Genomic DNA, 21717 nt, shown 5'->3' with positions numbered 1-21717 from the left:
TCCTCAACCGTTTAATTTTTCATAATATTGAAAATCGATTTCCTGAAAACGGCTAACTTCCTTCAGCCAGCGTTCCGCCACATAAGTTTGATGCACAGGGTGGACATTGTAGGCGTCATAAGCGGCCTGATCGGCGAATACCATCGAAAATCCGTAGTCGTAATCGTTTTTTGCGCTCACCTGGCGGAAAACTTCGAACTGCTCCACTCCCGGAATCGGCGCCAACTGCGCTGCGCTCTCTTTGAGGAACGCTTCGGCTTCAGGGTTGTCTTTGCCCACATGCAAACTAAAAGTCACCATATGTTTAATGCTCGTACGGCTCATGCTACATCTTCTCCTTCCAAAATTCACGATATTGTTTATTATAGCGCATACCCGAATCGTACATAAGAGCTATAAAAAGCTTCATTAACTTACCCGGAGGTAACTGCCCCGGTGCGGCAGCCCGGCGAAGTTTCATCCTTTTGCATAAAATTCGCCTTCCCGGCGCACGTTAATTTTGTACCATATTTTGCATGGAAAGGAAATTCGATCATGGAAAACAAAATACATACGGGCAACTATACCGGCACAGCGAACATGAAGGCGGAAAATCAGGATCTGGAATTCGTCAACGACACTTTGGAAAACGCCAAAAACACGACGCCGGTCAATATCGCCAAAGACGATATCAGCGAAGAGCGGGAAGACAGGACCTTAAACCAGTCCTGATTTCGGCCCGGAGGCCGTGCGATTGCGAATCAACCTTGGCATCTTTCCTCTACTTGCGGTAGTATGAGAAGAGAAAATGAACCAAGGAGGATTTTGTCGTGGAACAAGTTATTGTCATCGGAGCGGGTCCGTGCGGGTTGTCGGCAGCTGTTGCCTTACAGCGCGCAGGCCTCTCTCCATTACTCATAGAAAAAAGTTCGATCGTGCACTCCATTTATTTATACCCGACCTATTTGCAATTTTTCAGCACTCCCGAGCTGCTCGAGATCGGCGGCTATCCGTTTGTCACGCCTCACGAGAAGCCTTACCGCCAGGAAGCTCTCGTCTATTACAGGGAAGTCGCCCGGCGCGAGCAGCTGCGCATCCGGTCCTATGAAGAGGTCGTCTCCATCGAACGGTCGGAGAGCGGATTCAGCGTACATACGGAAAACCGCGCAGGCCAAAAATCGTCCTACACGGCCCGCTTCGTCGTTGTCGCGACAGGCTACTTCGACGCTCCGAACATGCTTGGCATCCCCGGCGAGGAGCTTTGGAAAGTGACGCATTACTACAAAGAAGCGCACCCCTATACGGGGGCAAAAGTGGCTATCATCGGCGGGAACAACTCCGCCGTGGACGCGGCCATGGACCTGCTGCGCGTCGGAGCGGAAGTAACCGTCGTTTACCGCGGAAGCCAGTTTTCGGCCAACATTAAGCCGTGGGTCAGACCGATTTTCGAAAGCATGGTGAATAAAGGGCGCGTCAACATGTGGTTCGATTCCCAGGTAGAGCGGATTGAGGAACAGCTCGTTCATGTCCGGCGCGGCGGCGAGCTCGTCCAACTGGACAACGACTTCGTTCTGGCGCTGACCGGCTTCCGTCCGGACCGTAAGCTTCTCACCGGACTTGGCGTCCGTTTCCATGAAGAAACGGGCGCCCCGCTGATCGACCCGGAAACGATGCAGACGAACATCCAAGGCTTATACGTAGCCGGGGTCGTCGCTTCCTCCAAGTACGATGCCAACGAAATCTTCATTGAAACCGGCAGAATGCACGGAATTGCCATTACCGAACACATCAAGTCGCAGCCGGTTTGATGCCCGCCAAAGAACAAGCAAGCCCCGCCCGGAGCTTGCTTGTTCTTTTGTTTTATTTGGATTTCTTTTTTGCCGCCGATCTGCCCTGCTTCACGTTTTGCCCTGAAACAGCCTCCGCCTCTTGCGTGCCGTCAGCTTTTTTATTGGCCATAGTGCGCTTCCCTCCCGCTTTCATTGTTGCCCGCGAAAATAGTATGAATTTTTATTAAAATTTTCATGCAAAACTCTTCCATTACGAACGAATGTTTGGTATATTATAGATATACAAACAAATGTTCTATTTGAGTGAAGGAGGTTGTTTACACGATGAATACAAGTCACAATTTCCGTTTTATTGAGCGAGACTATTGGTACCATAAGGCATTGTGTAACAGCGATAGCCTTCTGCCCGCTCAAATCGATGAAATGCTGGACGAAGACAGCCATTACTACTGCGATTACACATTCAAGTTTTATGATGACGGCTCCGTTACGATCATTGACAACGATACGAACACATTGGTCAAGCCGCGCGAATTAACCGGAGCGGTGTACGATTTTTATATCCGCAAACGAATCCATCTCATCAAAGCCAACCTTTTGGAAAAACAGCTCCAGTATGCATAATACAATAAAAGCGTGCTGCCCATTGACGAATGTCAGATGGAAGCAGCACGCTTCTGTCATGCCCGATTGCCGTTGTACCGGAAACAAGCTCTCGTATGATCGTTAACCATTCCTGTCGCTTGCATGAATGCATAACAAATCGTGGAGCCTACAAATTTGAAGCCTCGCTTTTTCAAATCCTTGCTCATGGCATCGGATTGAGCCGTCGAGGCAGGAACGCTGCGCAGGTCGTCCCAGTGATGGATGACCGGTTCTCCGCCTACGAACCCCCATATGTAGCGGTCGAAGCTTCCGAACTCCTGCTGCACCTTCAGGAACGATTTCGCATTCTGCACCACCGCCGCAATTTTCAGCCGATTGCGCACGATTCCGGCGTTCTGCATCAGCGATTCGAGCTTTGCGTCGTCATACCCGGCAATGCGTTCCGCATCGAATTGATCGAAAGCTTCGAGGTAATGCCCGCGCTTTTTCAAAATCGTATACCAGCTTAACCCGGCCTGAGCGCCTTCCAGATTCAACATTTCGAACAGCTTGCGATCGTCATGAACAGGGACTCCCCACTCGTGATCGTGGTAATCGATATACAACGGATCTTCATTTACCCAACCGCATCTTATCACCATCGCTGCCGCCAGCTCCCTTTTCAAAAAAAATACGAACATTAGTTCTTAAACCATTATATCGGCAGCTTGGCAAAAAGTCCAGTTTGGCTCCGTTTATATTTTTATTTTTCCGATTCGATCCAAGCCTTGATCCGTCCGCTTTCTCTTTGGGCATCCGCGTAGCCCAGCTCGTAGAGTTCTTCCAGCTTGCCTTCATCTTTCTCCATGCGGCCAACCCGGACGATCGAAGATGGGCGAATCACGATGGCATGTCCCTCCCGCTCCAAGCGTTCAATCGTATCCAGGGTGCGGTTATAAATCTCGCTTCGGTTCACGAGGACGTCTATGAGACCGCGGTAGCGCGGATAGAAGCTTTTGGCGAGCCATTTTTGCTTGAACGGACTTTTGCGGTAACCCTGCTCCTTCGTTAAAACGATAATATGCTTGCTGTTGCCATCGGCCAGCGACTTTTGAATCGGAATCGGATCGACAAGCCCGCCGTCAAACAAAACTTTCCCGTTATAATGAATCGGCGTGGACACGAAGGGGAGACTGCTGGATGCTTGAACGATAGGCATCGTATCCTTCATCAGCTCATGCTTCGTATAATACACGGGCTTGCCCGTATGTGCGTCCGTCGTCCCGATGACCAGCTGCTGCGGCGACGCGTAGAACGCATCGTAATCGAACGGCTCCAAACGGTTAGGCAATTCTTTGAAAATAAAATCCATGCCGAATATGCTTTTATGCCGGAATAAATTGCGGTAACTCAAATATCGGGGATCGGCGATATATCCGATCGTCACTTTTTTATTGCGACCGCGCTGCCGGGAGATGTATGAAACGGCGTTGCATGCGCCCGCCGATACGCCTGCAATGTATGGGAAATACCAATCTTGCTTCATAAAATATTCCAAGACTCCCGCGGTGTAGACGCCTCTCATCCCGCCGCCCTCCAGTACGAGTCCGATTCCTTCCAAAACGGCACCTTCTTTCAATCCCTTTTTAAAAATGCCCCCTGATCTTCGCTAAGATCAAGGGGCACATTGTGCGGGACTTATTGTTCGTTCTTGCTGATGTTATTCAAGCTCGGCACATAATCGTCCGCCTTTTTTACCGTCAAGTTCGTCATTTCTTCCGTGAAATTAGCTTTATTTTGCTGATTTTCCTTCTTATCCGCCCGTTTGGACACCCTGCTCACCTCCCGCACGTTTTGCTTAGTATGGGGGTTCGCGCCGCTTTTTATGCCCGGTCGGGCTCCTTCAGGCTTATGCGTAAGACTCCTTGATCGCCAAAAACTCATCGAGATTGTCCAAAAACAAATCTACAATAACCGGATCAAAATGCCTGCCGCGCTCCTGCTGCAGCAGTTCCAGCACCCGGTCGAGCTCCCACGCTTTCTTGTACACGCGGTCGCTGCACAAAGCGTCAAATACGTCGGCCAGGGCGGTAATCCTGCCGTAAATATGGATCTCTTCCCCCCGCAATCCCTGCGGATAGCCCGTTCCGTCGTACTTCTCGTGATGCTCTTTGGCGATGACCGCAGCCGCATGCAGCACCTGCTTGTTCGAATGCTTGAGCATTTCGTACCCGAGGTCGGAGTGCGTTTTCATGACGCTGAACTCTTCCTCTGTCAAGCGGCCCGGCTTATTCAAAATCGCATCGGGAATTCCGACCTTCCCGACGTCGTGCATGGGCGAAGCGAGCCGGATGATTTCGGCTTCCTGCTCGGAAAGCCCGTACTTCAGCGCCAGCAGGTGCGAATATTCGGCAACGCGCTTCACATGATAGCCTGTTTCCTGCGACCGCGTCTCCGTAATCTCGCCCATCGTGTAAATGATTTCCTGCTGCGTGCTCTCCAATTCCTCGTTCAAATATATATTTTCAAAGGCGACCGAAACATTCGCGCAGTAAATATCGATCAGGTAATGTTCCCATTCGCTGAGCGACTTGAATCCGTTCATAAAAATAACGTTTTCCATCCCCATCTTGCTTTGAAAGTAAATGACGAAATGTTCGGAGGCAAACCGGCTTTTTTTCGAGCGAAACGCCTCTTCGATTTCCCGCATCACATCGGCCGGAACGACGTCCCTGGCTCTCTTGTCGCTGCTGGATGCGTAATCTCCGCTGGCAGCCAAAACATAAATGTCCTCGACGCCCCTCGTCACGGCGAAGCTGCAGTGAATCGCATTTTTATGCAAATTGACGATGGAAGTCAATTGAGTCAGCACGCCGGAGGCGAACTTTTTCATCGATTGCAGCTCGAACAGCGTAGAGGCGGATTTGATAATTTCCTCCAGGCCGTTTCGGCTTTTTTCAATCGTTTTAATATCGCGGTAGGAACGCAGCGAGGCTATGACCGTCGTGAACAGCTTTTGTGCCGTAAGTTCCGTTTTCTCCTTGTAATCATTGATGTCGTATTCCGTAATGACGGTTTTTTCCGGCGCCTGGCCCGGCTGCCCCGTCCGTAAAATAATGCGGATCGAGCTGTTCTTGAGCTCCTCGCGAATAAATTTGACGATTTGCAGTCCGGCTTCGTCATGTTCCATGACCACATCCAATAAAATCAATGCGGCGTTCGGCTGTTCGCGCAGAAGCTGCCTGGCCTCGGAACCCGAGTAGGCGCAGTGGAATTCCAGCTTTTTGCCGTCAAACTCAAAATCCTGCAGCACCATCTTGGTGACCTGGTGAATTTGCTGCTCATCATCGACGATCAGGACGACCCACGCTTCTTTGTCGTGGTTTTCTTTCGTATTGGAATCCATGTCTTCTTCCGCTGCGAATAAGAGCTGGTCGTCTTGATCGTCCGCAAACAGCGCTTCATCCGTCTGAATAATTGGATCTTTCGGCTTCATTATAGGGATTCCTCCTCTTTCGGAATTTCGATATGGAACAAGCTTCCTTGTCCCAGCGTACTGGAACAGCTCATCGTTCCGCCTAACGTTTGGGTAACCAAATTATACACAATGTTCATGCCGAGGCCTGTCCCGCCCTTCCCGCGGCTCGTCGTAAAAAACGGATCGAAAATGTGCGCAAGCACCTCCTGCGTCATGCCTTTGCCATCGTCCGTATAAACCAGATGGACGCTATCTTCGCTCGTCATAACGCGAAAATGCAAGTTGCCTTCCTCCTCCGGGGCAAACGCGTGGTTCAAAGAATTCATGACCAGATTGGTCATAATTTGCGACAAAGCTCCGGGATAGCTGTACAGGACAAGCTGTTCGTCGCACTCGATATGGACGCGCAGCCGCGTTTTTTTCAAAGAAGGCTTCAGGCTGACTACGACACCCTCCAAATACTCGCGAAGATGGAACGAGCGTTTGACTTCCACACTTTGATCCACGGATATTTGCTTGAAACTCCGAATCAGCGCAGACGCGCGATCCAGATTGGACTGCACCATGCCGTTCGTTTCTTCGACAACCGTCAAAAATTGTTCGAGATCCGATTTCTTCATTTTGCCTGTTTGATACAACTGCTGAAAATGCTTCGTTTTTTCATCCAAATAGGAGACCGCCGTCACCCCTATGCCGACCGGCGTGTTGATTTCATGGGAAACGCCGGCAACGAGGCCGCCGAGAGCGCTCATTTTTTCCGATTGAACGAGCTTATCCTGTGTCTGTTTGAGTCTGTGGAGCGCTTGCTGCAGCTCCTGATACCGCTCATCGAGAATGTTCACCATCTCATTGAACGCGTCCGAGACATCCTCGATTTCGGGAGAAGCCTGAAACTCCAGCTTCGGCAGCTTGCCCCCCTGTTTGACCCAGTTGGCGGCTTCGCGCAGCTTGATGAGCGGGATAATAACCATTTTCCGTAAAATCAGCCATAAAATCACCGAAAGCAGCAAGGCGATGCTGGCGCCGACAACCAAAATAAGCCTTGTACGGGTATTCAGCAGCGCAGTTTCTTCCGTCGAATCGAAAATAACTTCCACGGCGCCGACCATCGTCCCGCCTTCCTCCAAGGGAGCTGTCAACCGTACGACGGGCTTATCGTTCTCTTCCATAGGCGCGCGGTCGATAATCGAATGGCTCAGCGGATACTTCATTTGGGAAGGTGAAAATTGTTTGCCGATTTCTTCGTGCTGGGAAGAGGCCAAAATAAGGCCTTCCATGTTGTAAAGCTTCAGCTCCAAAACGCGATTGTTCTTGATCTGTATGTAATCAATCATTTGCTGGACATCGCCGATCGAACGCCCTTCTTCATACCTCGCGTTGATTGCAATGGCGATTCCGTTAATTTGGCTGACGTAAGCCTCCCTGATCGATTTGTTCAGGCTGACGGTGTCGACGGCCATCATTAACGAAAGCATGACTACCGTGACTCCAGTAAGCATGAACACAATTCTTTTCTGCAGGCTGAGCCGTTTTTTTTCTGTCGACATCGTTCAGACTCCTCTGTTTTTGCTTGCCACAAAATACCATTCTTAAAAAGCGCATGCCTCTAGCTTATAAAACTAGCAATCCGTTTGTCCACTTTTATTTACCGCGCATGTAAAGGAAAAACAGTTGAATAATTCGTCTGTTCGGAATTTTCAGACAAATGATGTCGAAAAAGTAGAAGTGCTATCATTTTTTGCGCTTGCCCAGGAAATAAAAACAATTTCCCCGTACGGGAATGATTTCCCGGGGTTTGGAGCAATGTAGTAATGGGAGTTTTTGCAAAACGACAATTCAATGTGTACATGTGAGGAGGCTTATACCGGTGACCAACACCAATCATCAGCAGGAACCGATTCGCCACGCCCAGGAGGCCGCGGAAAAAGCAATTCTGCTCGCCCAAAAAGCGGAGTACAATTTGCATACCGCTATCCTGCAGGCCGATCCGCAGGCGATCCAGTCCGCTCAGGCGGCGGTCGTTCAAGCCAGACAGCAGGTCGTGGATGCCCAGGGGCAGCTGCGAGCGTTTGACAACGAGCAGTTCGGCCCGCAAATTCAGCAGACGCTGGAGCAGCTCCATCAGGCGGGTCAAGACCTGGAAGCGAACCAGGAGAAGTCCCACACGCCGCGGCAAGTCAGATAAATACGTGCGAGACGGACAAAGTGATCGGCTAACGATCGCTTTTTTCCTGTGCATCGGTTTTGCCAATATAGGGTGACTTTCTTTTTCAAAATGCAATCATTATGTTAAACTATTCGCAGAAGAGCTTAAGTCACTTGGGGAGGCAATACATTTCATGCTGGTTATCGGAATTGCCGGAGGCACCGGGTCGGGAAAAACGACGGTTGCCCGTTCGATTATGAACAAATTGGGCGGCGCAAACGTTGCGCTTATCTCACAGGATAATTATTATCGTCATTATAGTGATCTTACTTTTGCAGAGCGCGAACGGTTGAACTACGATCATCCGAACGCTTTCGAGAACCGCTTGCTGCTCCAGCATCTTGGTGAGCTTAAAAGCGGTCATGCGGTCGATATTCCGGTGTACGATTTTACGGAGCATAACAGAAGCGGGCAGACGCTCCACATTGAAGCGAAACCGATCGTATTGATCGAAGGCATTCATGTCCTGACGGACGAGGAGCTGCGGGGGGCTCTGGATATTAAAGTATTCGTCGATACCGACCCCGATGTCCGCATTTTGAGGCGGTTATCCCGCGACATTAACGAAAGAGGCCGGACGCTGCAGTCCGTATTCGATCAATATTTAACGACCGTGAAGCCGATACACGACGCTTTCATCGAGCCTTCCAAAAAATACGCGGATATCATCATTCCGGAGGGCGGCGAGAACGAGATCGGCATTCATATGCTGACGATTTTGACGGAGCGGTACATGACGGATCATTCGCGAGCAGCGCAATCATTCAACTAAGCAGGTGATGAGCGGCCGCGTTTATCGCCAATAAAAAAACACTGGAGCCGCAGCATCGTTGTTGCGGTTCGAGTGTCTTTTTGCCTGTCTGCGAGTCTATCGAGTCTATTTATCCGGCGAAGCGGACAAATTCCTCGGGTCACTCCACCGCTTCCCATCTTGAGGCGTACTGCTCCAGCTTCCCGTTCAAGGGAACGCGATACTTAAGCTGGACGACGAGCCGCACCTTCTTGATCCATTCCGCAAAAGACGCATAGGTGACAAACACATTGGCGTACCGGTCGCTCATCGCGACGAAAAAGGGGCCCACGTATTTATCCGTTAAAAAGTGAAGCGATGTGTCGATCGGCGTATACTTCTTCCTCTTCCCTTCCCAGCGGTCCACCTCCGCCCGGATGTTCGCCGGCACATGCTCAAGCAGCGCCTCCAGCTGTTTGACCCTGGCGAAATACGGCACCTCGCATGGAATGCCCATTCTGCGAAGCGTTTCTTCATGCTGCGGATATAAAATAACTCTGGCAAACTTCCGCTCCTCCGCCCACGCGGTAATGGACCGCATATCCTCCTCGAGCCAATCCTCGAAAGTTTCCATAACGAGCACTGTGCCTCTTCGCGTTTGAACCGGCGGCTCATAGCCGTACGGCACTTTGATCTGTTCTCTCGCCATGCTGCTTTTGCTCCCTCCCTATTCACGAAGCTCCCCTAAGCATCCTGCAAGCTTCCTTATATTGTAGCATACCCAGACACTTTGCGATAAATATCCAATGGTCAATTCGCATCCTTCGCAGGAATAAGGTATAATTTGAGAAAACGCAATTGAACCAGAGGAGAGTTTTCGTATGAGAGATCCGAGACTGCAAACTTTTTCCAAAAACATTATTCGTTATTCGGTAGACCTTCAGCCAGGAGAGAACATTTTGATCGAAATGATCGGTGTCAAAGACCCCGAATTGGCAAAATGCTTAATTGAGGAAGTGTACGCCGCAGGCGGAAAACCGTTCATCGAGCTGCGCGATCCCGCCGTCACGCGGAGTCTGCAAATGCAAGGAACCGCCGAGCAGTTCGGGCAGTGGTCGGAATTCGAGCTCGTCCGGATGCGGGCCATGGACGCTTACGTTGCCGTCCGCAGCGGGGACAACATCACCGAATCGTCAGATGTGCCGGAAGAGCAAATGAAGCTGTATTTAAAACATTTTCAGCGTCCGATCTTCGATGAACGCATCAACAACACGAAGTGGTGCGTGATGCGCTACCCGAACGCGTCGATGGCGCAGCTCGCGAGCACGAGTACGGAAGCGTTCGAAGATTTCTACTTCAAGGTGTGCAATCTGGACTACGGCAAAATGGCCGATGCCATGGAATCGCTCGTTGAACTGATGAACCGCACGGATCGGGTGAGGCTCGTTTCTCCGGGCACGGATCTTTCGTTCTCGATCAAGGATATCCCCGCCGTTCCCTGCTCGGGCCGTAGAAACATTCCGGACGGAGAAGTGTACACGGCGCCTGTGAAGGATTCGGTTAACGGCGTTATCAGCTACAACACGCCGACGATTTATTCCGGGTCCTCGTTCGAAAACATTGTGCTCCGTTTCGAGAACGGCCGGATCGTCGAAGCGACGAGCAACAACACGAAGAGGCTGAACGAAATCTTGGATACCGACGACGGCGCGCGCTATATCGGCGAATTCGCAATCGGCGTCAACCCGCATATTCAGCATCCGATGAAAGATATTTTGTTCGACGAAAAAATCGACGGCAGCATCCATTTTACCCCCGGCCAAGCCTATGAACAAGCCGATAACACGAACCGTTCTTCCGTGCATTGGGACATGGTGCTCATCCAGCGTGCGGAATACGGCGGCGGCGAAATTTATTTCGATGACGTGCTTATCCGCAAAGACGGCCGGTTCGTCATTCCGGAACTGGAGAAGCTTAATCCGGAAAATTTAATATAGTAAACTAAAAAACAGCCGGACGCCCTCTGCAAGTTTCATGCTAAGGACGTCGGCTGCTTTACTTTTCTTGCCCGTTTATTCAGGCATCATGCCTGTCGCAATCGCCAAACGATTCCAACTATTAATGACATTAATGGCCATCAAAATCGCAGTAAACTGCTTGCCGTCAAAATGCTTTCTCGCTTCATCGTAAACCGCCTGCGGCACGCCGGCTTCGGAAATTCGGGTGACAGCCTCGGTCAATGCCAGAGCCGCCTTTTCGGATGCCGTATAATACGGCGCTTCCCTCCAGGCGTTCAGCAAATAAATGCGCTGCTCGGTCTCCCCGTATGCTCTTGCATCTTTGGCGTGCATGTTCAGGCAAAAGGCGCAGCCGTTGATCTGCGAAGCCCGCAGCTTGATCAATTCCAGCAGCAATGGGTCCAGACCGCTCTTCCTGACGAACTGCTCCAGCCCGAGCATAGCTTGAAACGCTTCCGGATACTCTTCTTTGTAGTCCATTCTTTCCTTCATCCGCGATTCCTCCTGTACGGAAATATTCGATTTCATTTACAAGACGAAGCCGCTCTTTCTTTTGTGACAAAAAAGGGTTACGACGGGTACGCGCTAGCCCAGCCAATGAAAAACGATATGCTCGGGCGTTTCATCCGGCCGGGTCAATCCCGTTGGAACAAGCGAAGCGGGGTCGACGGTATTCCGGGCGCCGCCGCCGGATCGTTCGGCGCTTGATTTTGCCGTTATGCGCACCTCGGTTCCTTTCGGCACAAAATTATATATTTGCACCATATCCCCGTTGGACAGCCGGACACAGCCTAACGATTTATCGCTGCCGATCGAGCTTTCGTCATAAGTGCCGTGCAAAGCGATTTGACCGAGCCCGAGGCCCGCTGCGCCGTAAACATGCTGTTTCGTTCCAAGCGGCTCCAGCACGCGATCCTTCACCCGAAAGCTGCCTTCCGGCGTACTACCGCCCGCTCCCAGGCCGATGGCAGTGTCCCATAGCAGCACTGCTCCGCTTAACAGCCTGAGACGGTGATCGTCCTTGCTGACTTCGATAAGCATCGGCTCGTAAGGAACAGTTCTGCCGGCAGGTACATTCGCAAAAAACATAGCTTCCGCCTGCTCTGCCGAAGGATCGTACACCCAGCCTCCATGCCCGTCATACGTTCCTTGGACTGCATTGCTTCCTGAATACGTTTCCAACGGAATAAAGCTCAAATAATTATTCGGATAATCCTGCAGCAGCCGGGTGACCGTGTCAGGGCTTTTGCCGTAATCCGCCTTATAATTTTGCAAAGCCGTCCGAACTAAATTAGCACCAATCGCGCTAAGCGGCTGGTGCTTTTCATATTCCGCATTCAGAAACCGGATTTTGACCGATTGATCCGTTGCAGGGTGGTATTCCGCTATGACGAAGGCGCTTTTGGCGAGCTCGCCGTTCGACAGGAGGCGTGTCTTTCCGAGATCGTTCGCATCGGATGAGGCAATTCCGTAAAGAAGCACGTTTTGATTAGGATGTTCGTTGCCGAGTTTCAACGCGTTTTTGTGCAAAATCGTTTCAATCTCCTTGAGGTCGGTTGCCGGAGCAAGATAAATCACATAAGGAACGTCAACCGTCTCATACGTAACTTCGCTGCCGACGCCCCAATGCATCATCGCGGATACGGTTTTGGTGACCGGGCGGTCCCCGAAAAATAAAGCGATAAGCAGCAAATTCAGCACAAGAAGCACGATCAGAAGCGTTTTCATAAAGGAAGGCAAGAACGACATACCGCGTTTTGGCGTCTCCTCCCCTACATCTTCCGGCGCAAGGTGGGCGGGCTGCGCTTGATCCAGCTCATGCAGAGCCCGGTTGGCGGCTGAGTAAAACGGCGACGGATACGTTCTCAACACTTGTTTGTAATGGAAAATCGCCCTCCTCCGGTTCCCGTTGATTTGGAACTTCTGTCCCAGCTTGTAATGAGCTTCCGGCGAATTGGCGTCCAGGTAGCGGATAACTTTCTCATAATAGAGCGGATCCGACGGACTGATGTACAAATTTTTGTGGAGGTGAACAAGATTATCATCGAGATGGTTGCGAAATCGTTGGCTTCGGCGGATCATTCGGCTCCTCCCCGTTCTCCTATTGTAGGCATGTCCAAACTGCGATGTGCGTTACGATACATTTTGTACCATTGATACATAATGTATCATATCGTATGCCGGGTTGACAACAGTTTTATGCAAAGTCCTGCATGAATCGCTGGCCATTTGCAAAACCTGTACCATTGGAGGTGATAAACGATGAGCGGAAGAAACAATTCGCCAAAAAACAACGGCCCTGCAAGCAGCCCTTCCCGGCTGGATCAATTCGGCGAAAAAGCCGCGCAAGACGCCAAGCAAGAAACGAAGCAGCGCAAAAATAACGAAGGCGGCTGCTAAGTCGAAGGAGCCGCCCACCCGCGTGAGCCGCCCCGAGTGGTGCGAAAAGACGCCTCCGCCCGCTTTCTTTTGCAAGCGGGGAGGCGTCTTTTTAACGCGGCGGTTGAGGGCTGCGGAACGATGCGCGAGGGACCGCGGGCCTAGCGTGCTCGCCCGGGCCGGAGCCGGCGCTGTGCGCCGCGGGGGCCGCGCACTGGCTACGCGCCGCGGGGGGCTGCGCACAACGCGCTGCGGGGAGACGGCTTGTGCACAGCCAATACGCTGCGGGGAGGCGGCACCCTCACGCCAGGGGTCTGGCGGGCGGAGCTGCTTTTTTGCTCACCGGAATCATCGGGTTGCCAATACCGGAAAAGCCCGAAAATCGAGCAAAAGGACTTCAAATTCCACTACCAAGTGGAGGATGAAGCCCTCTCTTTTGATGAAATTTCAAGTGGGAAATAGAAAATCATCAATTGACTTTCGGGACAGCCCCATCTCGCATACACATACACATACACATACACATACACATACATTCTGCTGAGTTCATCGGAAAGACTCCAAGAAAGCATCACATCTACTTGGCAGCGTTGGGGGAAAACCTGCAAAAATACAGTTTTTTGCTCGTTAGCACGCTTGCCACGAAAAATTCCTGCAAATCTGCAGGTTTTTTGTTGAAATTTGAGGCATAGCCCACTCCACAGCGGAAATTCCTGCACAATCGCAGGCTTTTCCCCAAAACGAGCCGTTTCCATCAAAAAAGCCTGTATTTTCGCAGGCTTTTTGGGTGGAAACAGGCGGACGCGAGGATTTCCCGCAGATCTCGGGGGCGGGCTGACTCTCGCAGGTTCTCGGGCGGGCTTAAGCACCACAGGTTTTCGGAAGAGGTATTTTCCTGCAGATTCTCGGGCTTGGTGATCTCCCGTAAATTCTCAAACGGATTGACACTCTCGCAGGTTTTCGAGCGGGCTAACCTCCTCAGGTTCTCAGACGAAGTGATTTCACGAAGATTCACGGGCAGACTGACGCTCGCAGGTTCTCGGATGTGAGGATTTCCCGCAGGTTCTCGGGCGGGCTGCCCCCGCGCCACGCCGATGCGGGGCCGCCTCCAAACACGATGCGCGGCCCCTTGCCAGGGGAGGACGTGTCAATCCGTCTGGGGCGGATGGATAATGGTTGCCGTCTCATCGTGGCGTTTACTCATGATTTTGCGTTTTTTCCGCACTTCTTTGGATTCAAAGACGATATCCATGTCGTAGTCGGCCGGATACAGCTGTTCTTTTTCGATATAAAGCGACAATCGTTTCACATTGATTTTCACCTTCTCTTTTTGTATCATCACCACGACGTTTCCTCTTTCATCAGGCAGTTCGCATACGATGCCCGTGCGCTTCAACGAACGGATCCAGACGCAGTCCCCGATTTCGAACGGGGACACCCCAGGCTTGCCGGCATGCTTATGCTTTCCCGGCGCTGAACCGCTTGCCGGGCTCTGCCGGCCGCTCCGTTCAGCGCCGCTTTGATCGTCGGCACTCCGCTGCAGCGCGGCTTCCAGCGATATGAGCCCCGTCCCGCTCCCCTTTCCGCCGCTGTATGTGATGGCAGCCGATCGGTCGATAATCGCTTGCGGCATGCCCAGCTTCGCGGCGATCTGAAAAGCGTAGCTGTGCCCCGCCTCGCCGATTTTCAACCGATATAACGGCTGCAGCGTGTCCAGGTCGAATTCCATTCTGGCATTTTCAAAGCCGTCCGCAGCTTCCGCATACTGCTTGATTTCGTTAAAATGCGTCGTGGCCACGATCGTGGCGCCTTTGCGGTGCAGCTCCTCAAGCACGGCAATGGAAAGGCCGATGCCTTCCCCGGGATCCGTCCCGGTCGCCAGCTCATCGAGCAGGATCAGCGTGGAAGGACCCGCCTCCCGCAAAATGCGGATCAAGTTCTTGACGTGCGACGAGAACGTGCTCAGCGATTGCTCCAGGCTCTGCCCGTCGCCGATATCGGCCAACACGCGATCAAAAATCGGGAAACAGCTGCCTTCAGCCGCAGGCGCCGGCAATCCCGATTGCACCATCATCGCAAGCAGTCCGACGGTTTTGAGCGAAACCGTCTTTCCGCCCGTATTGGGCCCGGTAATGATCAAGGATCGGTACGCCGTACCGATCTCGAAGTCCAGGGGCACCGACCGCTTCCCCAGCAAAGGGTGGCGACCTTGGCAAATCCGGACATAACCGTCTTCATTCAAGCCGACGGAACGCGCATCCGTCACCAAGGCGTACCGCGCTTTGGCGAACAAAAAATCATAATGACCGATCGTCTCCAGGTTGATTCCCAGCTCGTAGCTGCGGCTCTCGACCAAGTCCGTCAGGGAGCCGAAAATTTTCATTTCCTCCCGGCTCTCCTCGGCGCGGAGCGCGCTGAGATCGAATGTCAGCGCGGCGACGTCGGCAGGCTCCACGAAGACGGTTTGCCCGCTGGCCGATTCGTCCAGGACAGAGCCGGGAACCAGCTTCCGGTGCTCCTTTTTGACCGGAAGGACATATTTGTCGCCGCGCATGCTGACGACATGCTCCTGCAGACTGGCGCGATAGCGCTGCAGAGCGCCCTCCAGCTTTTTCTTCAGCCGCTGCTCGGCGATGACGATTTTTTTACGGACTTTGGCCAGCTCAGGACTCGCTTGATCAAGCAGTTGGCCGTGGCGGATGCAGCGCTCAAGCTCTTCGCGCACTTCCCGAAGCTCGTGCAAGGAAAGCGCATAAGAAGCGACATTCGGCGCAATTTCCGTTTTCCTGCTCATAAACCGTTTGAGCTGGTCGGTGCTTTCGAGCAATCTGCCGATCAGGCCGAGCTCGCCGACCGACAGCAGGAACCCTTTACCGAACCCGTCAGCGATCGATTCGATGCCCTCAAGCGACGGGAGCGGAACGCTGGCCCCGTGCTCGATCAGCTTGAGCGCTTCCTCCGCTTCACTAAGCAGCCTGCGGATGACGGCTATGTCCGTGAGCGGCCGCAGCCTGCTTATGTGTCCGCGTCCCAAATAAGTGCGGGCATATTCCGCCAAATGCTCCTTCACTTTTTCGTATTCAAGCCGGTTCGTTGCATCAAAATTCATATTTCCGTTTGCCTCCTTCTAGGATTCTCTCCGACACAGTTACTTTTGCGCATGCCCAATCCGTGGTTTATCGGATAGACCCCTTGGTTTCGGGGGTATGCACAAAAACAGGTACAAAAAAAGAGCGGAAAATGAACGAATCGCGTTCATCTTCCGCTCCCGGTTCGGAACTTTTTGCGCACGGCCTCCGAAAAGAGTCCTTCCGCCAAGGCGAAAAAAAACGTGCTCACAAGAGCACGGTCCGTTTCGGCGCAAAAAGCTTTTGCAGACGATATGATCCCGATGTTCTTAACTAGTTCCAAGAGGGCGATGGTTGACGCTTCGCACTTTCACACTGCCAAAATGGGCAGACGGGTAGCGCGGCAGGGCCAAACGCATGGTGCCTCCTATGAAATTGATTAGTTAAGAACAACCTTCGACATACAATCACGTCTCCCAAGCTTCATCATATCAATCTGCGTAACCTAAATTTGTACTACGACCATCATAGTCAACTCACTCCAAAAAATCAAAGGAAAGAATCATTATAACCATATTTTACCACATAAAAATGTTAAAGTTCTTTACAGCGCTAAAGGGTGAAGAACTGCATTCTTATTGGCGAATAAACCTACCTCTAAACGCGGTCGCTCATCTTCGAAAGACCTTGATAGAGGTTTATCTCACAAAATACGTTCGCCGAACAAAGAGGCGATGAGCGAGACCGCCAATTTGGCCGTCTGGTTCCGGTGGTCCAAAATGGGATTCACCTCCACGAACTCGGCGCTGACGAGCACGCCGGCGTCCGATAGCAGCTCCATCGCCAAAAAGCTTTCGCGCACAGTAATGCCTCCCGGCACGGGAGTGCCGACTCCCGGAGCATAGCCCGGATCGAGTCCGTCCAGATCGAGGCTGAGGTGCACGCCGGTCGTCCCCCGCGATACATGCTCGATCGCCTGTTCCATCACGCGGGACATGCCCAGCCGGTCGATTTCGTGCATCGTATGCACGAGAATGCCGTGCTGCCGCAAAAAAGCGCGCTCGCCCGGATCGAGCGATCTGGCGCCGACGATGGCGACGTGCTCGGGCTTTGCTTTCGGGAAGGAACCGCCGATAGAGACCAGTTTGGAATGTCCGAATCCGAGCGCAACAGCTAGCGACATCCCGTGAATGTTGCCCGAAGGAGAAGTTGCAGCGGTATTCACGTCGCCATGGGAATCGAACCAGATGACGCCAATCTCCTCATGATGCCGCCTGACGCCGGCCAGCGTGCCGATGGCAATGCTGTGATCCCCGCCAAGAACGAGCGGGAACTTACCCTGCCCGATCACATCCGCTACGAGCCGATGCAGCTCATCATTCACTCTCGCAATCTCATCCAAATATTTGAGATTGCCCGGACCAGGACTAGGGCCGGGGCCTGCTCCCGCAGCCGCAACGGCCGGTTGCGCCGCAGCGTGCCTCCGTACGATAAGATCCCCGCAATCTTGCATCTGATAGCCGATGCTTGCCAATTTCGCTTCGAGTCCCGCGCAGCGGATCGCGCTCGGTCCCATATCGACCCCTCTGCGGTCCGCGCCCAAATCCATCGGGACGCCGATGATCGCAACATTCGGGTGCAATCCCGGATTCATGGAGCAGCACCTCCGCTATTTTCTGAGCATTCCTTTCAGCACAAACCACAGGTTGGCCGGTCGTTCCGCTATGCGCCGGGTAAAATACGGGTACCATTGACCGCCGTAAGGGGTATACACTCTTACTTTGTAGCCCTCTCCGGCAAGCCGGCGCTGCAGCCCCGGGCATATGCCGTAAAGCATTTGAAATTCGAATTGATCTTTCTCTATGCCCTCGGCGGCGGCAAAAGCTTTGAGCGGCTCAATCATCCGTTCGTCGTGCGTGGCAATGGCCGTGTAGCAGCCGTTAAGCATATGCTTTTTGGTCAATCGCAAATAGTTGGCATCGACGTCTTTTTTACGGGGAAAAGCGAGCCCGGGAGGCTCTTTGTAGGCACCCTTCACGATCCGCAGATTGGCGCCCATTTTGCCCAGCTCCCTCACGTCGGCTTCGGAACGGTACAAATACGCCTGAATGACCAGACCGACCGCTTTGCAGCCGAATTCCGCGGCAAGTTCCCGGAACAGGTCGACGGTCGTTTGGGTAAGCGTCGAATCTTCCATGTCGATCCGCACGAAAATGCCGTATTGCTGCGCCTGCCGGCAAATGGCGCGCATATGATTCAGGCAGGTGCCGTAATCCATGCCAATGCCGAGTTGCGAAAGTTTAACGGAAATATGGGATTGCAGCCTCTCCGTGTTTATGGCTTGCAGCGTCGACAAAATGCCCGCCGCGGCTTCCTCCGCAAGGCGTGCGTCATAGACGCTTTCTCCGAGCAGATCCAGCGTGGCGCACAACCCCGCTTCGTTCAGCCTTTTCACCTGCCCCACAGTCGCCTCCAGCGTTTCTCCGGCGACGAACCGGCTTACGCCGTAGGAAAGCCCATACTTTCGGAACCACGAGCGGACGAAACGGTTGTTGGCGATGCCGAGCACGCTGCGGCGAAGGAAAGCGTCCATGACCATGCGCAGCCCTCCTTTCCCCGCCGGTCAGAGCAACTCGGAAACGAGCTTAAGCTGCGTGAAAAGCAGCAAATAATCCGGACCGCCGGCCTTGGAATCCGTACCCGACATATTAAAGCCGCCAAAAGGGTGCACCCCTACCGCAGCGCCGGTGCATTTGCGGTTAATATATAAATTGCCCACATGAAACTCGGCTTTCGCTCTTTCAATAGATGCTCTGTTCCGCGCATAAATGCTTCCGGTCAGCCCGTATTCCGTGCTGTTAGCGATGCGCAGCGCCTCGGTCAAATCCTCCGCCCTGGCAAAAGCGAGCACGGGCCCGAATATTTCCTCCTGCATAATTCTCGCTTCGGGAAGCACGTCGGCGACAATCGTCGGTTCGACAAAAAAACCGTCCCCCGCAATGACCGAGCCGCCGGACACGATCCTCCCCTCCTGCTTCGCGATGTCGAGATACTGCGCGATTTTGCGCTGGCTACGTTCATCGATAACCGGACCGGTAAAATGAGCCGCGCTGCGCACGTCTCCAACCGCCAGCTGCCGGGTCAGGGCGACGCATTTTTCCAGCACCTCGTCGTATACGTCTTTGTGCACGATGGCACGGGAGCAAGCCGAGCATTTTTGCCCGGAAAAGCCGAACGCCGAGCTGACGATGCCTGCGGCCGCGAGCTGCAAATCGGCATCCGCATCGACGATGATCGCGTCTTTTCCGCCCATTTCAGCCGCGTAGCGCTTGATCCATTTTTGCCCGGGCGTCACTTTGGCGGCCAGTTCCGTTATCCGCAGGCCGACCTCCTTGGAGCCGGTGAAGGAAATAAAGCGCGTCAGCGGATGCAAAACGAGGAAATCGCCGATTTCCTCGCCGCTGCCGGGCAAATAGTTCACGACGCCGTCGGGAATCCCGGCTTCCTCAAGCAGTTCCGCGAACTTGTAAGCGACGATCGGCGTCAGGCTGGACGGTTTGACGACGACCGTGTTGCCTGCAGCAATCGCGGCTGTCGTCATGCCCGCCAATATGGCGAGCGGGAAATTCCATGGAGACAAAATAACTCCGACGCCGAGCGGAACGTATGTCAGCCGGTTGATCTCGCCCGGCGCCGATACGAGTTCCCCGGCGGCCCGCTGCTCCAGCTTCTCTACTTGCCTTGCATAGTATTCGATAAAATCAATCGCTTCGGCGGTATCCGCGTCCGCTTCCGCACGGCTCTTGCCGGCTTCGAGCAGCAGCCAGGCCGAAAATTCGTGCTTGCGCCGCCTGAGCAGCGCCGCGGCTTTGAGCAGCGCGGCCGCTCTTGCCTCCGGCGCTACCCGCGACCATGACGCAAAAGCATCCGCGGCCGCGCGGATCGCCCGGTCGGCCAACGGCTCATCCGCCTGCGCGGCCAAACCGACCGTTTCCCGCCGGTCGGAAGGGTTGATCGAGCGGATTTGCCGCTGCGTCGCGATCCGCTCGCCGCCGATAATGAGCGGGACCTCGAGCCCCAGCTCCCCGCTCACTTGATCCAAAGCAAGCTGAAACGCCTGCTCGCTGGAGCTTTCCTGAAAATTCGTCAATGGCTCCGGACGATATGGAATCATTGCCGCACCGCCTCCTCCTAATTCGCATTCAACACTTGCGCGACGCGTTCGACGCCCCAATCGATTTCATCCTGCGTAATGATGAGCGGCGGCGCCAGCCGCAGCGTATTTACGTGCGTATCCTTGGTCAAGATGCCGGCGTCAAGCAGCTTTTCGCAATAGGGCCGCGCTTCCTCGGATAATTCGATCCCGATAAAAAGCCCTTTGCCGCGTATTTCGCGGATGCGCGAATGCGCCAGCTTTTTGTGCAGCTGCTCCTGCAAATAATCGCCCAATTGCAGCGATCTTTCGGGCAGCTTCTCGTCAATGATAACGTTCATCGCGGCGATGGACACCGCGCAAGCGAGCGGATTGCCGCCGAAAGTGGAACCGTGCGAGCCCGGATCGAGCACATCGAGAACGGCCGCATCTCCGCATACCGCGGAAATCGGCAATACCCCTCCGCCCAGCGCTTTTCCGAACATATACATGTCCGGCTGCACATTTTCCCACTCGCAGGCGAACAGTTTGCCCGTCCGGCCGAATCCGGTTTGGATTTCGTCCGCCAGCAGCAGCACATTGTGCTGCCTGCACAGCTCCGCCGCCTGCCGCAAATAACCTGCCGGCGGTATGCGAATACCCGCTTCGCCCTGAATCGGCTCAACCAAAAAAGCGGCCGTATTCGGGGTAATTGCCCCGGCCAGCGCAGCTGCATCTCCGTAAGGAACGACGCGGAAACCCGGTGTAAAAGGACCGAAACCCCGCATATACTCGGCCGTCGTGGAAAAAGAAGTCACAGATAGCGTACGCCCGTGAAAATTGCCCTCGCACACGATTATTTCCGCCTGGTCGAGCGGTACTCCCTTGACGTCGTAGGCCCATCTGCGGGCGATTTTCACCGCGGTTTCGACAGCTTCCGCGCCCGTGTTCATCGGAAGTACCCGCTCTTTGCCAGACAAAGAAGCCAAATGTTCGAGCCAATCTGCCAGCACCTCGCTATGGAATGCTCTGGAAGTAAGGGTTAACTTGTCGGCTTGATCCTTCAGCGCCTGTATGACCGCCGGATGGCGGTGGCCTTGATTGTGAGCCGAATAGGCGCTCAGCATATCCAAATATTTGCGGCCGGTTACATCCTCCACCCACACGCCAAAAGCCGATGCGACGGCAATGGGAAGAGGCCGATAATTACGCGCGCCAAAGCGCTCTGACAAACTGATGACTTCGTCGGTACGCTTCATCATAGATCACCCCGCTGATATATAGTACGATTGCAGGCGGTGATCTATGTTACGTTCGAGGCAAAAGCACGAAAAAGATCGCCCGCCGGACGC

The 21717-nt window shown here is 53.3% G+C and carries 22 protein-coding genes; 7 read left to right on the top strand and 15 right to left on the bottom strand.

The window, feature by feature from the left end; translation table 11 throughout:
* Nucleotides 1-3 precede the first annotated feature (3 nt).
* Nucleotides 4-324 (bottom strand): Dabb family protein, encoded by a 321-nt coding sequence (locus tag AC6RNO_RS00440; RefSeq protein WP_497104183.1) that lies wholly within the window; start codon nt 322-324, stop codon nt 4-6.
* 210 nt (nt 325-534) lie between these two features.
* On the opposite strand from AC6RNO_RS00440, the gene AC6RNO_RS00435 reads away from it, so the two are divergent.
* The 3 genes from AC6RNO_RS00435 (at nt 535) to AC6RNO_RS00425 (ending at nt 2393) form a co-directional block, all read left to right on the top strand.
* A complete protein-coding gene (locus AC6RNO_RS00435; RefSeq protein WP_474685608.1) occupies nt 535-711 on the top strand; it encodes a hypothetical protein in 177 nt (58 codons plus the stop codon).
* A gap of 98 nt (nt 712-809) precedes the next feature.
* Nucleotides 810-1787, top strand: a complete 978-nt coding sequence (locus tag AC6RNO_RS00430) for a YpdA family putative bacillithiol disulfide reductase (protein WP_488436450.1) — start codon at nt 810-812, stop codon at nt 1785-1787.
* A 306-nt stretch (nt 1788-2093) separates the two neighbouring features.
* Nucleotides 2094-2393 (top strand): hypothetical protein, encoded by a 300-nt coding sequence (locus AC6RNO_RS00425; protein WP_474685604.1) that lies wholly within the window; start codon nt 2094-2096, stop codon nt 2391-2393.
* A gap of 56 nt (nt 2394-2449) precedes the next feature.
* On the opposite strand, the gene AC6RNO_RS00420 is transcribed toward AC6RNO_RS00425, so the two are convergent.
* From AC6RNO_RS00420 to AC6RNO_RS00400, 5 genes are all read right to left on the bottom strand, one after another.
* Entirely contained in the window at nt 2450-3016 is a 567-nt protein-coding gene (locus AC6RNO_RS00420) for a DNA-3-methyladenine glycosylase I (RefSeq protein WP_474685602.1), read from the bottom strand.
* A gap of 101 nt (nt 3017-3117) precedes the next feature.
* Nucleotides 3118-3975, bottom strand: a complete 858-nt coding sequence (locus tag AC6RNO_RS00415; protein ID WP_497104182.1) for a patatin-like phospholipase family protein — start codon at nt 3973-3975, stop codon at nt 3118-3120.
* Between the two features lie 77 nt (nt 3976-4052).
* On the bottom strand, nt 4053-4187 hold the full coding sequence (locus AC6RNO_RS00410; RefSeq protein ID WP_497104181.1) for a hypothetical protein: 135 nt from the start codon (nt 4185-4187) through the stop codon (nt 4053-4055).
* Nucleotides 4188-4263: 76 nt separating this feature from the next.
* Complete coding sequence (locus AC6RNO_RS00405; protein ID WP_497104180.1) at nt 4264-5850, bottom strand: DUF3369 domain-containing protein; 1587 nt, start codon at nt 5848-5850, stop codon at nt 4264-4266.
* A complete protein-coding gene (locus AC6RNO_RS00400; RefSeq protein ID WP_497104179.1) occupies nt 5850-7379 on the bottom strand; it encodes an ATP-binding protein in 1530 nt (509 codons plus the stop codon). The genes AC6RNO_RS00405 and AC6RNO_RS00400 overlap by 1 nt, the downstream gene beginning before the upstream one ends.
* A 320-nt stretch (nt 7380-7699) precedes the next feature.
* Between AC6RNO_RS00400 and AC6RNO_RS00395 the strand changes: the two genes are divergently transcribed.
* Together AC6RNO_RS00395 and udk are read left to right on the top strand one after the other, a co-directional pair.
* Nucleotides 7700-8017, top strand: coding sequence for a hypothetical protein (locus AC6RNO_RS00395; RefSeq protein WP_474685592.1), 318 nt, complete (start codon nt 7700-7702; stop codon nt 8015-8017).
* Nucleotides 8018-8171: 154 nt separating this feature from the next.
* Nucleotides 8172-8810 carry a uridine kinase gene (gene udk / locus AC6RNO_RS00390; protein ID WP_474685590.1) on the top strand — a complete coding sequence of 213 codons (639 nt, stop codon included), beginning with the start codon at nt 8172-8174 and terminating at the stop codon, nt 8808-8810.
* Between the two features lie 139 nt (nt 8811-8949).
* Here the strand turns inward: udk and AC6RNO_RS00385 are convergent, their stop codons facing one another.
* Entirely contained in the window at nt 8950-9477 is a 528-nt protein-coding gene (locus tag AC6RNO_RS00385; protein WP_474685589.1) for a hypothetical protein, read from the bottom strand.
* 172 nt (nt 9478-9649) lie between these two features.
* Here AC6RNO_RS00385 and AC6RNO_RS00380 point away from each other — a divergent pair, with 172 nt between their 5' ends.
* Nucleotides 9650-10765, top strand: coding sequence for an aminopeptidase (locus AC6RNO_RS00380; protein ID WP_497104178.1), 1116 nt, complete (start codon nt 9650-9652; stop codon nt 10763-10765).
* A gap of 75 nt (nt 10766-10840) precedes the next feature.
* Here the strand turns inward: AC6RNO_RS00380 and AC6RNO_RS00375 are convergent, their stop codons facing one another.
* Both AC6RNO_RS00375 and AC6RNO_RS00370 read right to left on the bottom strand, forming a co-directional pair.
* Entirely contained in the window at nt 10841-11278 is a 438-nt protein-coding gene (locus AC6RNO_RS00375; protein ID WP_497104177.1) for a carboxymuconolactone decarboxylase family protein, read from the bottom strand.
* 93 nt (nt 11279-11371) lie between these two features.
* Nucleotides 11372-12868 (bottom strand): L,D-transpeptidase family protein, encoded by a 1497-nt coding sequence (locus AC6RNO_RS00370; protein ID WP_497104176.1) that lies wholly within the window; start codon nt 12866-12868, stop codon nt 11372-11374.
* Nucleotides 12869-13048: 180 nt separating this feature from the next.
* Between AC6RNO_RS00370 and AC6RNO_RS00365 the strand changes: the two genes are divergently transcribed.
* Nucleotides 13049-13186, top strand: coding sequence for a hypothetical protein (locus AC6RNO_RS00365; RefSeq protein WP_497104175.1), 138 nt, complete (start codon nt 13049-13051; stop codon nt 13184-13186).
* A gap of 386 nt (nt 13187-13572) precedes the next feature.
* Here the strand turns inward: AC6RNO_RS00365 and AC6RNO_RS00360 are convergent, their stop codons facing one another.
* From AC6RNO_RS00360 to AC6RNO_RS00335, 6 genes are all read right to left on the bottom strand, one after another.
* Nucleotides 13573-13920, bottom strand: coding sequence for a hypothetical protein (locus tag AC6RNO_RS00360; protein ID WP_497104174.1), 348 nt, complete (start codon nt 13918-13920; stop codon nt 13573-13575).
* Between the two features lie 392 nt (nt 13921-14312).
* Complete coding sequence (locus AC6RNO_RS00355; protein ID WP_497104173.1) at nt 14313-16274, bottom strand: endonuclease MutS2; 1962 nt, start codon at nt 16272-16274, stop codon at nt 14313-14315.
* A 662-nt stretch (nt 16275-16936) separates the two neighbouring features.
* Nucleotides 16937-17887: an arginase gene (rocF, locus tag AC6RNO_RS00350; RefSeq protein WP_497104172.1), complete on the bottom strand. Its 951-nt coding sequence runs from the start codon at nt 17885-17887 to the stop codon at nt 16937-16939.
* Nucleotides 17888-17902: 15 nt separating this feature from the next.
* The gene (locus tag AC6RNO_RS00345) at nt 17903-18832 is read right to left on the bottom strand and encodes a proline dehydrogenase family protein (RefSeq protein WP_474685573.1); all 930 of its coding nucleotides are present in this window, start codon (nt 18830-18832) and stop codon (nt 17903-17905) included.
* A gap of 24 nt (nt 18833-18856) precedes the next feature.
* Entirely contained in the window at nt 18857-20407 is a 1551-nt protein-coding gene (gene pruA / locus AC6RNO_RS00340; protein ID WP_497104171.1) for an L-glutamate gamma-semialdehyde dehydrogenase, read from the bottom strand.
* 17 nt (nt 20408-20424) lie between these two features.
* Nucleotides 20425-21624, bottom strand: a complete 1200-nt coding sequence (locus tag AC6RNO_RS00335; RefSeq protein WP_497104608.1) for an ornithine--oxo-acid transaminase — start codon at nt 21622-21624, stop codon at nt 20425-20427.
* Between the last annotated feature and the right edge of the window lie 93 nt (nt 21625-21717).

The sequence above is a fragment of the Paenibacillus sp. sgz302190 genome (assembly GCF_059820445.1).
Note: the sequence above shows the minus strand (reverse complement) of the source record. Positions and strands in the feature narration are given on the sequence as shown.